Below are 14,864 nucleotides of genomic sequence, written 5' to 3'. Positions count from 1 at the left end.
GCAGCGTTAACCGTCGGAGGTTCCGGGCTAGGCCTGTGGACGCAGGTACCGGGTCAGGTCATCGAGCACCGTGCTGTCTTCGATGGTCGAGGGCACCGTGTAGTCCTTGCCGTCCGCGATCTGCCGCATGGTCTTGCGCAGGATCTTGCCCGAACGGGTTTTAGGCAGTCCGGCGACGACGGTGACCTCGCGGAAGTCGGCGACCGGGCCGATATGCTGGCGCACCAGCGCGACGATCTCCTTCTTCAGCGTCTCCGCATCGGTGTCGACACCGGATTTGAGCACCACGTAGCCGCTGGCCCGCTGCCCCTTGAGCGCGTCGCTGATGCCGATCACCGCGCATTCGGCCACCGCCGGATGGCTCGCCAGCACCTGTTCCATCGCCCCGGTGGACAACCGGTGCCCGGACACGTTGATCACGTCATCGGTGCGGCCCATCACGAACAGATACCCGTCTTCGTCCAGGAATCCCGAGTCGCCGGTCAGGTAGAAGCCCTCGATCTGGCTCAGGTAGGTGTCGATGAACCGCTGGTCGTTGCCCCACAGGGTGGTCAGCGCGCCCGGCGGCAGCGGCAGCTTGATCACGATGTTCCCCTCGGCACCGGCGGGCACCAATTCACCCAGTGCGTCGCGGATCTCCACGTTGAATCCGGGGACCGGGGTGGTCGGACTGCCGGCCTTGGCGCTCAGCTCCTCCAACCCCAGCGGGTTCGAGGCGATCGGCCAGCCGGTTTCGGTCTGCCACCAGTTATCCACCACCGGGATTCCCAGCAGGTCCACCGCGAAATGGTAGGTGTCCGGGTCCAGCCGCTCGCCGGCGACAAAGAGCGCACGCAGCGTGGACAGGTCGTGGGAGGCGATCATGGCACCGGAAGGGTCCGCCTTGCGCACCGCGCGCAGGGCGGTCGGCGCGGTGAACATCGTGGTGACCTTGTGGTCCTCGATGATGCGCCCGAAAACGCCCGCGTCCGGGGTGCCGATCGGCTTGCCCTCGTAGAGCACGGAGGTGGCCCCGGCGATCAGCGGGGCATACACGATGTAGGAGTGCCCCACCACCCAGCCCACATCCGAGGCGGTGAACATGACATCATCCGGGTGCACGTCGTAGATCGCATTCATCGAATACTGCAGCGCGGTGGCGTAGCCGCCGGTATCGCGCACCACGCCCTTCGGTGCCCCGGTGGTCCCGGAGGTGTACAGCACGTACAGCGGATGCGTGGAGGGAACCGATACCGGTCCGGCCGGCTGCGCGAGTTTGGCCAGCTCGTCCCAATCCAGCCAGTTCACCGCCGCCGCGCCCTGGTATTCGCCGGGCGTATGCGCAAAGCCTTCGCGGTGGGCGACGATGACATCGCGCACCGAGGCATCGGCGAGCGCCAGCGCCTCGGCCACGGCCGGCAGGTATTCGATATGCCGCGAGGGTTCGATGCCGCCGGAGGCGGTGACGATGGCGACCGGCGCGCAGTCGTTGATGCGCGCGGCCAGTTCCTTGGGCGCAAATCCGCCGAAGACCACCGAGTGCACCGCCCCGAGCCGCGCGCAGGCGAGCATGGAGATGACCGCCTGCGGGATCATCGGCAGGTAGATCAGTACGCGGTCCCCGGTTTCCACCCCACGGGATTTGAGCACGCCGGCGAAGATTTCGACCTCGCGAAGCAGTTCGCTGTAGCTGTACTCGGTCTTCGTCCCCAGCATTGCCGAGTCGTAGACCAAGGCCGTGGAGTCTCCGCGCCCGGCGGCCACATGCCGATCCAGCGCGTTGGCCGACAGGTTGAGCTCGCCGTCCGGGAACCAGTTGTACAACGGCGCCTTCGAGTCGTCGATGGCTTGGGTGGGTTCCTTATCCCAGTGCACATCTTGGGCGGCGGTGAGCCAGAACGCGGCCGGATCGGCAGCGGCCTGGTCAAAGGCCTGACGGTATTCCTGTGCCATGTTTCCCTCCTGGGGCCGGGCGTCATCACCCGGCGGCTGTGCGGTAACTTCGGTTCCAAGCGTATGAGCGCAGTCACATGATCGCAAGTGTTATGTATACATTTCTCGTTATTTGACGAAAAATATTCGGGCTCTCTGTCGCTTTTTCGCTATTCGTGTATACAATCGAACCATGAAAGCAAGTGACAAGGTGTACGAGAGCCTGCGCCGAGACATCGTCGAATGGCGCTTGTCACCGGGCACGGTACTCGCCGAGGTGGAGCAGTCGGCCAGGCTCGGAGTCTCCCGCACCCCGGTGCGTGAGGCACTGGCCCGCTTGGTCGCCGACGGCCTGGCGGTGCAGCAGCGCGGGCGCGGTGCGATCGTCTCCGAAGTTTCCGAATCCCACGTCGAGGACCTGTTCGTCTTGCGCCGGGCGCTGGAATGCGAAAGCGCGCGGCTCGCGGCCCGCTCAAGCCGGAGCGAGGCCTTCGCCAAGCTGGCACGGCGCTTCGAAACGGCCGCCAAGCAGCTGCGTGCAAGCACCCCCACCGAGGGCTACTACGAGCTGGTGGGCGAACTCGACGAAATGATCGACGACGCGGCCAATAATGCCTACCTATCTCACGCGCTGCGCACGCTGCGCGTCCACCTGCAACGGGTGCGCCGGCTGGCCAAGGACAACCCCGATCGGCTCGAGCAGTCCGCCGGCGAGCATGCGGCGATCGCCAGGGCCATCGCTTCGGGCAAACCAGAGGTCGCCGCGGCGGCCACCACCGTGCACCTGCACCAATCGTTTGAACACATCATGACCCACGCGGTCGCCTCTGAAAGGACACCATGATCAATCATCCAGTTCGCGTTTACCGCTCCGAGGAAAATCTGGCCCGCGAGGATCAGCTCGCCCACAAGATCGCTTCCGTCGCGGTCGACCCGGTAGAGGTCACCGCCGAGGTCACCGACATGATCATCAACCGCATCATCGACAACGCCTCGGTGGCCATCGCCTCGCTGAACCGCGGCCCGATCATCGCCGCCCGCACCCAGGCACTGGCCCACGCGCCGTCCACCGGCGGGACGGGCGCCAACGTCTTCGGCATCACCGAGAAGGTCTCCCCCGAATGGGCGGCCTGGGCCAACGGCGTGGCCGTGCGCGAGCTGGACTACCATGACACCTTCCTGGCCGCCGAGTACTCCCACCCGGGCGACAACATCCCGCCGATCCTCGCCGTCGCCCAGCACACCGGGGCCTCGGGCAAGGACCTGATCCGCGGCATCGCCACCGGCTACGAGATCCAGGTGGACCTGGTCAAGGCGATCTGCCTGCACAAGCACAAGATCGATCACGTGGCGCATCTGGGCCCCTCGGCCTCCGCAGGCATCGGCACCCTGCTCGGCTTGGATCTGGAAACGATCTTCCAGGCCGTCGGCCAGGGCCTGCACACCACCACCGCGACCCGCCAGTCGCGCAAGGGCGAGATCTCCACGTGGAAGGCCCATGCCCCGGCCTTCGCCGGCAAGATGGCCGTCGAGGCCGCCGACCGCGCGATGCGCGGGCAGACCTCCCCGGTCCCAATCTACGAAGGCGAAGACGGCGTGATCGCTTGGATGCTCGACGGGCCGGACGCCGCTTACGAGGTGCCGCTGCCCGAGGCCGGCGAGGCCAAGCGCGCGATCCTGGACACCTACACCAAGGAGCACTCCGCCGAATACCAGGCGCAAGCCTGGATCGACCTGGCCCGCAAGCTGCACGGCGAGCACCCGGAAGCCACCGATCCGAAGAACGTGGCCTCGGTGCTGATCAAGACTTCCCACCACACCCACTACGTGATCGGTTCCGGCGCCAACGACCCGCAGAAGTACGATCCGACCGCGTCGCGCGAAACCCTGGACCACTCGATCCCTTACATCTTCACCGTCGCGCTGCAGGACGGTGCCTGGCACCACGTGGACTCCTACGCCCCGGAGCGAGCCGGACGCGCGGATACCGTCGAACTGTGGCACAAGGTCACCACCGAAGAAGACGCCGAATGGACCCGCCGCTACCACTCGCTGGACATCGCGGAGAAGGCCTTCGGCGGCAGCGTCGAAATCACGCTGAACGACGGCACCGTGATCACCGATGAGATCGCCGTGGCCGACGCGCACCCGCTGGGCGCCCGCCCCTTCGCCCGCGAGCAGTACATCAACAAGTTCCGCAGCCTGGCCGCGGGCCTGGTGGACGAGCAGGAGATCGACCGCTTCATCGCGGCCGCCGAAAACCTGGAAAACCTCGGCGCCGGCGAGCTGGAGCAGCTGAACATCGTCGCCGCCACCGGCGTGATCGACCAGTCGAACGCACCGAAGGGCCTGTTCTAACATGCTGTACTCAACCCTCACCCCCGCCGCGAAGCGGGTCGCGCTGCGCGAAATGCTCACCCCGGGTGCCGCCCGCCAGTTCCCCGGGGCGTTCAACCCGCTCTCGGCCAAGCTGATCGGCGAGAAGAACTTCGACGGGGTCTACATCTCCGGCGCGGTGCTCGCCAACGACCTGGGCCTGCCGGACATCGGGCTGACCTCGCTGACCGAGGTCGCCACCCGCGCCGGGCAGATCGCCAGGATGACGGACCTGCCGGCGATCGTGGACGCGGACACCGGATTCGGCGAGCCGATGAACGTGGCCCGCAGCATCCAGGAACTTGAATACGCCGGCCTGGCCGGCTGCCACATCGAGGACCAGTTCAACCCCAAGCGCTGCGGCCACCTGGACGGCAAGAACGTGGTGGATACCGACACCATGCTCAAGCGCATCGCCGCCGCCGCGGACGCACGCATCGATGAGAACTTCCTGATCATGGCGCGCACCGACATCCGCGCGGTGGAGGGGCTGGACTCGGCCATCGACCGGGCCAAGGCGATGGTCGATGCCGGGGCCGACGCGATCTTCCCCGAGGCGATGAAGAATGTTTCGGAATTTGAAGCGGTCTGCAACGCGGTCGACGTGCCGGTGCTGGCGAATATGACCGAGTTCGGCAAATCCGAGCTGTTCAACCGCCAGGAGCTTGCCGACGCGGGCGTCGCGCTGATCATCTACCCGGTGACCTTGCTGCGCAGCGCCATGGGCGCCGCCGAGCGTGTGCTCGACGCAATCAGCGAGGATGGGACTCAGGAGAGTGAAGTGGATAACATGTTAACCAGGTCACGCCTCTACGAGCTTGTCGACTACGAGGCGTACAACCGGTTCGACACCGGGATCTTCAACTTCCAAGTCCCCACCCTGGACATCGATACCAACAACTCGAACCTCTAGCACGGGAATCCATCAACGAAGAGGATGAACTCATGACCACCACCGAGGAAATCAAGAAGGGCCTTGCAGGCGTCGTCGTGGATTACACGGCCGTCTCCAAGGTCAACCCGGACACCAACTCGCTGCTCTACCGCGGCTACCCGGTGCAGGATCTGGCGGCGAACAAATCCTTTGAAGAGGTCGCGTTGCTGCTCTGGACCGGCGAGCTGCCCAGCGAGTCGGAGCTGACCGAATTCTGCGCCTTCGAGCGGGCCAATCGTGCGCTCGATCCGCGGGTGAAGGCAGCCATCGATCTGCTGCCCACAGATTGCCACCCGATGGATGTCGGGCGCACCGCGGTCTCGGTGATCGGCGCGAACCACCTGGAGGCGGAGAACTCCTCCCCCGAGGCGGAACTGCGCAAGGCGAAGGAGCTGTTCGCCGCCTTCCCGGCGGTCGTTGCCTACGATCAGCGCCGCCGCCGCGGCCAGGAAGTGGCGCCTCCGCGCGAGGACCTGGACTACTCGGCGAACTTCTTGTGGATGACCTTCGGCGAAGAAGCCGCGCCGGCGGTAGTCGACGCGTTCCGCGTGTCGATGGTGCTCTATGCGGAGCACTCCTTCAACGCCTCCACCTTCACCGCGCGAGTGATCACCTCGACGCTCGCGGATCTGCACTCGGCGGTTACCGGTGCCATCGGCGCCTTGAAGGGTCCGCTGCACGGCGGCGCCAACGAGGCGGTGATGCACACCTTCGACGAGATCGGAATCGACAAGAACGAGTCGCGCAAGGATGCCGCGGCCCGCGCAAAAACGTGGATGGAAGAAGCCCTCGCCGCGAAGAAGAAGGTCATGGGCTTCGGCCACCGGGTCTACAAGCATGGGGACTCGCGCGTGCCGACGATGAAGGCCGCGCTGGATAAGATGATCGAGCACTACGATCGCTCCGAAATGCTCGGCCTGTACGACGGGCTGGAATCCGCGATGGACGAGGCCAAGGCGATCAAGCCGAACCTCGACTATCCGGCGGGCCCGACCTACCACCTGATGGGTTTCGACACCGAAATGTTCACGCCGATCTTCATCGCGGCGCGAATCACCGGCTGGACCGCCCACATCTTCGAACAGCGCGCCTCCAACGCGCTGATCCGGCCGCTGTCCGCATACAACGGCCCGGAGCAGCGCGCCCTGTAAACACCTAGCGCAGCTACGGCTCATTCGGCGGGGTCGGACCTACGGGTCCGACCCCGCTCTTGCGTTTCCGGCAGGTTCGGTCTATTGTTTTTCGATAGGTATGCATCGCTAAGCGACAATTGGAGAGTGTCACATGGGTAAATCGAGCACTTTGGCGTTGCGAATCGTGCTGGGACTAGTAGTCCTCGGCTCGCTCTTCATCCAATGCTTCATGATCCCCCTGGCGGCCATGGAACTGGCCGACCGTCCAGCAGAATTCGCCTACCTGCGCATCTCGTTGTTCAGCTACGCGGTATTGGCCCTGCTGATCGTTCAGATCTGCTGCGTCTGCGTCTGGAAGCTGGTCGCCCGGGTGCGGCGCGGAACGGTATTCACCCACGCCTCATTCAAATTCGTCAACATCATCATCACCGCAATTGCCTCCGGAGCGGTGCTGACATTCGTACTTGGCGCGATCATGGCCCCGGGCGAGGCGGTGGCTCCCGGCGTAGTGCTCCTGGTCGGCGGATTCGGTGTCCTGCTAGCGGGCATCGCCCTGATCGTCTTGGTGCTGCGTCATCTGCTGTCGCAGGCGGCGACCACCGAAGCCCAAGCGGCCATGCTACGCACCGAGTTGGGCGGGGTGATTTAGTGGCCATTCGAGTGGATATCGATGTGATGCTTGCCCGACGCAAAATGGCGGTCGGCGAATTAGCCGAGCGGATCGGCATTACCCCGGCCAATCTTGCGGTCCTGAAGAATGGACGTGCCAAGGCGGTGCGCTTCAGCACACTGGAAGCGCTGTGCCAGGTCCTGGATTGCCAGCCGGGCGACCTTTTGATATTCGAAGCCGAAAACCACGATCCGCGCGGAGCCGAAGCTCCGCTGTCCCAAGCCACGCTTCCATCCGACGCGTCGAAAATAGCCTAGTCCCAGGGCTCGAAATCGATCGATTGCACCGCCAGATTATCCGCGGCCAGAATGATCTTCGCGGTGAACCGCGTCCCTGCAGCCAAGGCCGGGAGCCAGAGTGGGGAATCCTCCCACATCTGCCTCACCGGCAGTTCGCCGACAGGGAACCATAACGGTTCAAGTTCCTCGCTGGGCGCGGGCATTCCGCTGGCGATTCGCGCAGTGAAGACCGCGCAGTCCATATCCGCGCGCGGATTCGCCGGAAAGGTGAAGGCCACCCGGGCGGCGAGCGTCAGATCTGCCGATTGCACACAAACCCCGGTCTCTTCGCGGAACTCCCGCATCGCAGCCTGCTGCGCAGACTCCCCGGGCTCAATCTTTCCGCCCGGCAGCACAATGTTCCCCTGCCCAAAGCCGCGCAGCTTGCGTCCCAAAAGCAGCTCGGTGCCCCGGGTGCCTTCGCGCAGCAGCGCCAAGAGCGCGACGGGTTGCGGCTGGGTCACCATCGTAGTGGCCTCCACTCCGCTAGTTCACGCGCGGGTGCGCGAAGAGGTACGCCTCCCGCAGCGAATCGACGGTGACCTTCGTGTAGATCTGCGTGGTGGTGACCGAGGCATGGCCGAGCAGTTCCTGCACCACGCGAACATCCGCACCGCCCTCCAACAGATGGGTGGCGAAAGAGTGGCGCAGCGTGTGCGGGGAAACGTCGCCTTGAATCCCGGCGTGTTCGGCGGCCTTGGACAGGATCAGCCACACCGACTGGCGCGAAAGCCGCCCACCGCGCTGATTCAAGAACAACGCCGGAGTGCCTTTGCCTTTGGCGGCCAGCCCCGGACGGGCCCGCACCAGATAGTCGCTCACTGCGCGTTGCGCATATCCGCCCACCGGAACAACGCGTTCCTTGGAGCCCTTGCCGAACAGCCGCACTACCGCGTCGGCGGCAAAATGCAGGTCGTCGACGTCCAGGGCGACGACCTCGGAAATGCGTGCCCCGGTGGAGTACAAGAATTCGAGAATCGCCCGATCGCGCAACCCCGCGGGAGTATCGAGAGCGATCGAGTCGAGGATCTGGGTGACGGCAGAAATGCTGATCGCCTTGGGCAGCGACTGGCCGACGGCCGGAGGCTGCACCTCGCGGGCCGGATTCGGGGAGCAGATTTCCTCCAGCTCCCAATACTTATGCAGTTGCCGGATGGCCACCGTATGCCGGGCGACCGAACGCGCCCCCAGCGCCTGGTGCTCCGCATCCCCGCGGGCCAGCTGTTGCAGGTAGCCGCTGACCTCATTCTCGGTGAGGCGTGCCGGGTCGGTGATGCCGCGCGCTTCCAACGCTTCTTGGTACCGGGTTAGATCCCGCCGGTAGGACTCCAGCGTATTCTTCGCCAGTCCGCGTTCAATGGCCAGATGCTGCAAGTAGCGGCGTAGCGCGGAAGCGAACTTCGAGGACTTCGGGATTGGTACCGCGGCGTGCTCGGGAAGGCTCATCGCTACGATGAGGCTTTGCTGCGCAGCCCAGGGTGCGCTTCGAAGGCGCTGTTGGCCTCGCGTAGCGAGACGTAACCGGTGGCTCGGGCCGCGTGCGCTGCCAGCAGGCCGACAACCGCCGAAGGGTTGTGGATCTCCCCGGCGAGCACTGCGGCAACAGCCTCGTCCAAGGGCACCCAGCGGGTGATGATTTCAGCTTCCTCTTCGGTCCGTGCGTGGCGTTGGTCCTCTGGCACCAACTGCACATCGCGCGCCAAGAAGATGCGCAATGCCTCGGAGGAAGAACCCGGTGAGAGGAACACGTCGGTGAGCACCGACCAGGTCTCGGCGGTGCTATCGGCTTCTTCCCAGAGCTCGCGCTTCGCCCCGTCCAAGGGCGGCTCGCCAGCCACGTCGAGCAGGCCAGCGGGTAGCTCCCATAGCCGCATGCCTACCGGGTGACGGTATTGGTTAACGAGAAGGACCCGTTCACGCTCATCGAGGGCGAGAATCGACACGGCACCAGGGTGCACGATGTAGTCTCGCTCGATGCGGGTTCCATCATCCGAAAGTTGCACCGTATCGTGGACGACATTCCAGATGCGTCCTTCATAAACGGTTTCGCTGGCGATGAGCTCTCGTGGTGAAAGTTCATCGGCTATCGGTTGTGGTTCCACGCGAACGGGCCCTTCTATAGGTATTACCTTGCTGGTACTACCTTAGACGGTTTAGAACCGGGTTTTGCTTAGGCGTTGCGCTTGGCCAGCGCCGCGGCGACCAGACCTGCAAACAGCGGGTGCGGACGGGTTGGGCGGCTGGAGAGTTCCGGGTGGGCCTGCGTGGAGACGTAGTACGGGTGTACGTCCTTAGGCAGTTCCACGAACTCGACAAGCTGTCCGTCCGGGGAGGTACCGGAGAAGACCAGACCTGCTTCTTCGAGCTGCGCACGGTAGGCGTTGTTGACCTCATAGCGGTGACGGTGTCGTTCTGCGACCTCGGTCTTGCCATAGGTTTCAGCCAAGACCGATCCTACTGCGAGCTTCGCGTCATACAGTCCCAGACGCATGGTGCCGCCAAGATCGCCCTTTCCGTCAACGATGCTCAGCTGCTCTTCCATGGTCGCGATGACCGGGGTGGAAGATTCTGGATCGAATTCGGTCGAGGAAGCCCCTGGCAGGCCGGCCATGTTGCGGGCGTACTCGATCACCATCGACTGCAGCCCCAGGCAGAGGCCGAGGGTTGGAATCTGGTTTTCGCGAGCGAAGCGCAATGCTCCGAGCTTGCCTTCCAGGCCGCGAATGCCGAATCCGCCGGGGACGCAGATCGCTTCGGCGCCCTCAAGCGACTTGCGTGCACCGTCTTCGGTGGCGCAGTCATCCGATGGCACCCAGCGAATCTTGACCTTGGATTCATTGGCGAAACCACCGGCCTTCAGCGCCTCGGTAACCGACAGGTAGGCATCTGGCAGATCGATGTACTTGCCCACCAGAGCGATGGTCAGTTCATGCTTCGGGTTGTGCACCACGTCCAGCAGTCGGTCCCAGCCCTCCCAGTCCACGTCGCGGAACTTCAGTTCCAAGGTCTGCACGATGTAGGCGTCAAGGCCCTGGGAGTGCAGGATCTTGGGAACTTCGTAGATGCTTGGCGCATCGGCGCAGCTAATGACCGCTTCGGTTTCCACATCGCAGGTACGGCCGAGCTTGGCGCGCATCTCGTCGGGAATTTCACGGTCCGAGCGGATCACCAGTGCGTCTGGCTGAATGCCGATGGAGCGCAGGGCTGCCACCGAATGCTGGGTTGGCTTGGTCTTCAGCTCATGGCTTGGACCAATGTATGGAACGAGGGAGACGTGCACGAAGAAGGCGTTCTTCCGGCCGATATCCTGGCGGACCTGGCGGGCCGCTTCGAGGAATGGCTGGGATTCGATATCGCCGACGGTGCCACCGATTTCGGTGATGATCACGTCCGGGGCGGACTTGCCGGCACCGGGTTCGGTGGCGGCCAAACGCATACGGCGCTTGATCTCATCGGTGATATGCGGGATAACCTGGACGGTGTCGCCCAGGTATTCGCCGCGACGTTCGCGTTCCAGAACGGTTGAGTAAACCTGACCGGTGGTCACATTCGCGCTGCCTGGAAGATTTTCATCCAGGAAACGCTCATAGTGTCCAATGTCCAGGTCGGTTTCTGCGCCATCGTCGGTAACGAAGACTTCACCGTGCTGGAAGGGGTTCATTGTACCTGGATCGACGTTCAGGTACGGATCGAGCTTCTGCATGGTCACTGAGAGACCACGAGCTCGAAGTAGATGTCCAAGGCTGGATGCCGTCAATCCCTTACCCAGGGAGGAGGCCACACCGCCGGTGACGAAGATATGCTTTGTCGTTTCAGACGACCGAGAATCACGAGTTAAATTACGCTGCACCACGGGATTTCATCCTATCACCATTGCTCGCTTGCGCGAATACCGACCATCCACTTTGCAACTCTACGACACGCATCCGCGATGCCAAAGTCCGATTCCGCAATCTAGCATGCGCTCTTCGTCACCAGAGCGTCGACCATCTTTCGCGCGTCGGCGAGCAGCTCTTCGGCATGCGCCTGCGCGGTGTCGGAATCCTCCTGACCTGCCAGCATGCGCGCCAACTCGCGCACGCGCTCGGCCTCGTCCAAGGTGATTACATCGCTGGCGGTAAACCCTGCACCGGCCGCGGATTTTCCATTTGAGGTCTTGATCACCCGGATATGGCGATCTGCGTAAGCGGCAACCTGGGGCAGGTGTGTGACCACAATGACCTGCACATGGCGCGCGAGCATGGCTAACCTCTCACCAATGCTTACCGCCGCCTTGCCGCCCACGCCCGAGTCGACCTCGTCGAAAATAAAGGTTGGCACCGGGTCCACCGCCGCGAGCACCACCTCGATGGCAAGCATCACGCGTGAGAGCTCACCACCACTGGCCCCCTTGCCCAGCGGCCGCGGCGAGGCGCCGGCATGCGGAGCAAGCAGCATCTCGATCTGGTCTTGGCCGTAGGCACCGGGCTCAGGCAATTCACTGATCTCGACAAATAGTTTCGCATCCGGCATGGCCAACGCCGTCAATTCCTCGCTGACCCGCTTGGAGAGCTTTGCGGCCGCCTTACGACGAGACTCGGATAGTTCGGTAGCCAGCGACGCGGCCTTCTGCTCCAGTTCGACCACCGTGCTTTCGAGCTCCTCGATGCGGGTGTCATCGGAACCAAGCTGCTCCAGCCGCTGTCGGGACTCATCAGCCCAGGCAAGCACCTCATCGATGCTCGGTGCGTACTTGCGCAGCAGCTTGTTCAGTTCCGCGCGGCGGGATTCGATCAGCGCCAGCCGCTCCGGCCCCTCTTCATCGAGGTCCGAAACATAGCTGGCCATATCACTAGAAAGTTCGGAGGCGAGAATGCCCAATTCTGCGGCGCGCTCGGCAAATGCCGCCAATGCTGGATCATCGCCGCTTGACTGCGCGAGCACACCGCGAGCGGATTCGGCCAGGGTGGTGATCCCGGGGGTCTCAAAATCTTCGCTGTCGACGATCGCGCGAGCCTGCTGGCTGGCGTTACGCAGCGATTCGACATTGCCCAGCTTGATTGCGGTTTCGCGCAGTTGTTCGTCTTCGCCTGGCATTGGCTCCAGCGAATCGATCTCGTCGAGAGCCAGTCGTAGATTTTCGGCTTCGCGCACCCGATCTCGCGAGTCTTGCTTCAGCGCCGCGAGTTCCTTGCTGGCGGTGCGCCACTGCCGATAGGTGCGCTGATAGCTGCTTAACGTGCGGGCAAGGGCCGAGCCAGCGAAACGGTCCAGCGCGTCGCGCTGCGCGCTGGCTTCCTTCAGACGGATCTGATCGGACTGGCCATGCACCGCGACAAGCTCTTGGCCCAATTCGGCCAGCAAACCTACCGGAGCACTTCGTCCTCCGACAGTCGCCTTCGAGCGCCCCTGCGCGGACAGCGACCGGGTGAGGATCAGTTCGCTCTTCTCCCCCACCTCGTCCACGAACGCGCCGGCATGGGTGGCGGATTCAAGTACGTGATTGTCGGGCTCCAGATGCACGACCGCTTCGGCCAGCGCATGCTTGGCGCCGTTTCTCACGGCACCTGCATCGGCCCGCCGCCCAAGCAATAGTGACAAGGCGGTGATGACCATGGTCTTACCCGCGCCCGTTTCACCGGTGACTACCGTCAACCCTGGCCCCAGTGGCAGAGTTGCCTGAGTGATCACACCAAGGTTGGAGATCGAAATTTCCTGAATCATAGCCCGCTCCCGGTCGTTCTAGTTCATGCGTTCCAGTTCTCGTCCTAATAGTACTTGCTCAATCGTAAGTTTGTTCGAATATCGTTACTGCGGGTCGTGTTTCCTACTGCTTAGTTTCGTCACGGGCTACCAAGGGGATGCTTGGTTCGTCCTTGTGGTGCGGCTCAATGCTTTGAAAGCCCGGGCCGGTCACCTGCAGCGCGGTGGTCGCCGGACGACGATCGTCCTCGTCGGCAGGTCCGCGCCAACCCTGGATGGGCAATTCAAACTTCTTCACCAGACGTTCGGAGAAAGGAGTGGTGTTCAAGCGAGCCATGCGTACCGGTATTTCACTGCGCGTAACCTCGATGCGTGCACCCGGAGGCAGGTCGATGGTACGGCGCCCATCGCACCACAGCACCGCACCGGCCTCTGAGCGAGTGAGCGTCTCCACAGCCATAACCGAGTCCGGGGAAACCACCAGCGGTTTGGCAAACAGCGCATGCGCACTAATCGGGACCATAATCAGCGCGGCAACCTCTGGCCAAACTACCGGGCCTCCAGCCGAGAATGCATAGGCGGTAGATCCGGTGGGGGTAGCCATCACGACGCCATCGCAGCCGAATGTGGAGATCGGTCGACCGTCTACCTCGATTACCACTTCGATCATGCGTTCACGGTTGGCTTTTTCAACGGCGGCTTCATTCAGAGCCCAAGTTTCGGCCAGGCAGACATTGTCCAACCACACCTTAACCTCGATGGTCATCCGCTCTTCGACGGAATATGCACCGGAGACGAGATCCCGTACGGTGCTCGCCAGCTCGGAGCGCTCGGCCTCCGCAAGGAAACCGACATGCCCTAGATTCACGCCGACCAATGGCAGCGGCGCTTGGCGGACCAGTTCCGCGGCGCGCAGCACCGACCCGTCGCCGCCAAGGACTACGCCCAGATCCACCTCATCGATGGTGCAGTCCTGGTCCAAGATCTCCATGGGAACCTGCAGCCCATGGCTGGCCTCCAGCACTGCTTCGTGATCCTTTTGACGCATTACCGGCATCACACCTGCCGCATCGAGCAACCCACAGGTTTCGATGGCCGCGGCGATCGCTTCTTGGCGCCCGGTGTGGGTGAAAACTAGAATGCGTCGCAAGGCAGGCTGCCCCTCTCTGGTTCGAGGTATGTGCTTGGCGCTGAGTATGTCACCGCACAAGCAAGTCACTTCTAAGAGTAGTCAACCGCGTCCCACATTTCGGTTTCACTGACCGATTGTTGATGACCGGTTGGAACTTTTCCGAGCCAGAGGAAGAATTCAACGTTGCCGTCTTGTCCGGGCAGCGGGCTGCGGGCTACTCCGCAAAGCTCCAGCCCGGCTTCCCGCGCGGCTTTCACGACGCCTTCAATGGCGCTGCGGCGTAGCTCGGGAGATGAAACCACACCGGTGCGGTTCAAGTGGTCGCGGCCAACTTCAAACTGCGGCTTGACCATCAACATCAAGGAACCGCCTAGGCGTGTTGCTCCCGCGAGCGCATCGATCACCAAGCGCAAGGAGATGAAGGACAAGTCGGCCACTACAAGGTCGACTTCTCCTCCAATATCTTCGGGTTTCAGATAACGAACGTTAAGCCCTTCAAAAACCGAAACCCGTCGGTCTTGGCGGATCTGATCGACGAGCTGTCCATGCCCAACATCGGCTGCCACTACATGCTTAGCCCCGCGGCGCAATAGCACATCGGTGAATCCGCCGGTCGACGCTCCTGCATCGAGACAGCGCATAGACATTGGGTCGACGGTCGTAAACACATCTAGCCCAGATTTTTCATGGAGACTCTCAAGCCCACCGGATCGGTATCACGCCGGACTTCCGGTGGGTTTCCTGAATT

At 63.1% G+C, this 14,864-nt stretch carries 13 protein-coding genes and 1 pseudogene; 6 read left to right on the top strand and 8 right to left on the bottom strand.

The window, feature by feature from the left end; translation table 11 throughout:
* Positions 1-27: 27 nt before the first annotated feature.
* Positions 28-1,932, bottom strand: a complete 1,905-nt coding sequence (locus CQ015_RS16940; RefSeq protein ID WP_105570089.1) for an AMP-binding protein — start codon at positions 1,930-1,932, stop codon at positions 28-30.
* Between the two features lie 172 nt (positions 1,933-2,104).
* On the opposite strand from CQ015_RS16940, the gene CQ015_RS16935 reads away from it, so the two are divergent.
* From CQ015_RS16935 to CQ015_RS16910, 6 genes are all read left to right on the top strand, one after another.
* Positions 2,105-2,755 (top strand): GntR family transcriptional regulator, encoded by a 651-nt coding sequence (locus CQ015_RS16935; protein ID WP_105554338.1) that lies wholly within the window; start codon positions 2,105-2,107, stop codon positions 2,753-2,755.
* Positions 2,752-4,269 carry an MmgE/PrpD family protein gene (locus CQ015_RS16930; protein WP_105650705.1) on the top strand — a complete coding sequence of 506 codons (1,518 nt, stop codon included), beginning with the start codon at positions 2,752-2,754 and terminating at the stop codon, positions 4,267-4,269. Before CQ015_RS16935 ends, CQ015_RS16930 begins: the two co-directional genes overlap by 4 nt.
* 1 nt (position 4,270) lies before the next feature.
* Positions 4,271-5,200, top strand: a complete 930-nt coding sequence (prpB, locus tag CQ015_RS16925) for a methylisocitrate lyase (protein WP_105650704.1) — start codon at positions 4,271-4,273, stop codon at positions 5,198-5,200.
* Between the two features lie 32 nt (positions 5,201-5,232).
* Positions 5,233-6,372, top strand: a complete 1,140-nt coding sequence (locus CQ015_RS16920; protein WP_105650703.1) for a bifunctional 2-methylcitrate synthase/citrate synthase — start codon at positions 5,233-5,235, stop codon at positions 6,370-6,372.
* A 133-nt stretch (positions 6,373-6,505) separates the two neighbouring features.
* Positions 6,506-7,003, top strand: a complete 498-nt coding sequence (locus CQ015_RS16915; RefSeq protein ID WP_105554342.1) for a DUF2975 domain-containing protein — start codon at positions 6,506-6,508, stop codon at positions 7,001-7,003.
* Positions 7,003-7,281 (top strand): helix-turn-helix transcriptional regulator, encoded by a 279-nt coding sequence (locus CQ015_RS16910; RefSeq protein WP_258138782.1) that lies wholly within the window; start codon positions 7,003-7,005, stop codon positions 7,279-7,281. The genes CQ015_RS16915 and CQ015_RS16910 overlap by 1 nt, the downstream gene beginning before the upstream one ends.
* Here the strand turns inward: CQ015_RS16910 and CQ015_RS16905 are convergent.
* From CQ015_RS16905 to CQ015_RS16875, 7 genes and pseudogenes are all read right to left on the bottom strand, one after another.
* A complete protein-coding gene (locus CQ015_RS16905) occupies positions 7,278-7,784 on the bottom strand; it encodes an 8-oxo-dGTP diphosphatase (RefSeq protein ID WP_258138780.1) in 507 nt (168 codons plus the stop codon). The genes CQ015_RS16910 and CQ015_RS16905 overlap by 4 nt on opposite strands.
* Positions 7,785-7,788: 4 nt before the next feature.
* Positions 7,789-8,748, bottom strand: coding sequence for a site-specific tyrosine recombinase XerD (gene xerD, locus CQ015_RS16900; protein WP_105650701.1), 960 nt, complete (start codon positions 8,746-8,748; stop codon positions 7,789-7,791).
* A 2-nt stretch (positions 8,749-8,750) separates the two neighbouring features.
* Positions 8,751-9,404, bottom strand: coding sequence for an NUDIX hydrolase (locus CQ015_RS16895; RefSeq protein ID WP_105650700.1), 654 nt, complete (start codon positions 9,402-9,404; stop codon positions 8,751-8,753).
* Between the two features lie 68 nt (positions 9,405-9,472).
* Positions 9,473-11,155: a CTP synthase gene (locus CQ015_RS16890; RefSeq protein ID WP_105650699.1), complete on the bottom strand. Its 1,683-nt coding sequence runs from the start codon at positions 11,153-11,155 to the stop codon at positions 9,473-9,475.
* A 101-nt stretch (positions 11,156-11,256) separates the two neighbouring features.
* Entirely contained in the window at positions 11,257-13,005 is a 1,749-nt protein-coding gene (gene recN, locus CQ015_RS16885) for a DNA repair protein RecN (RefSeq protein ID WP_105650698.1), read from the bottom strand.
* A gap of 103 nt (positions 13,006-13,108) precedes the next feature.
* Entirely contained in the window at positions 13,109-14,134 is a 1,026-nt protein-coding gene (locus CQ015_RS16880; RefSeq protein WP_105554348.1) for an NAD kinase, read from the bottom strand.
* Between the two features lie 71 nt (positions 14,135-14,205).
* A pseudogene (locus tag CQ015_RS16875) lies at positions 14,206-14,805 on the bottom strand (TlyA family RNA methyltransferase); the annotation flags it as partial.
* Between the last annotated feature and the right edge of the window lie 59 nt (positions 14,806-14,864).

It is taken from the genome of Arthrobacter sp. MYb221, assembly GCF_002979835.1.
Lineage (GTDB): Bacteria > Actinomycetota > Actinomycetes > Actinomycetales > Micrococcaceae > Glutamicibacter.
Note: the sequence above shows the minus strand (reverse complement) of the source record. Positions and strands in the feature narration are given on the sequence as shown.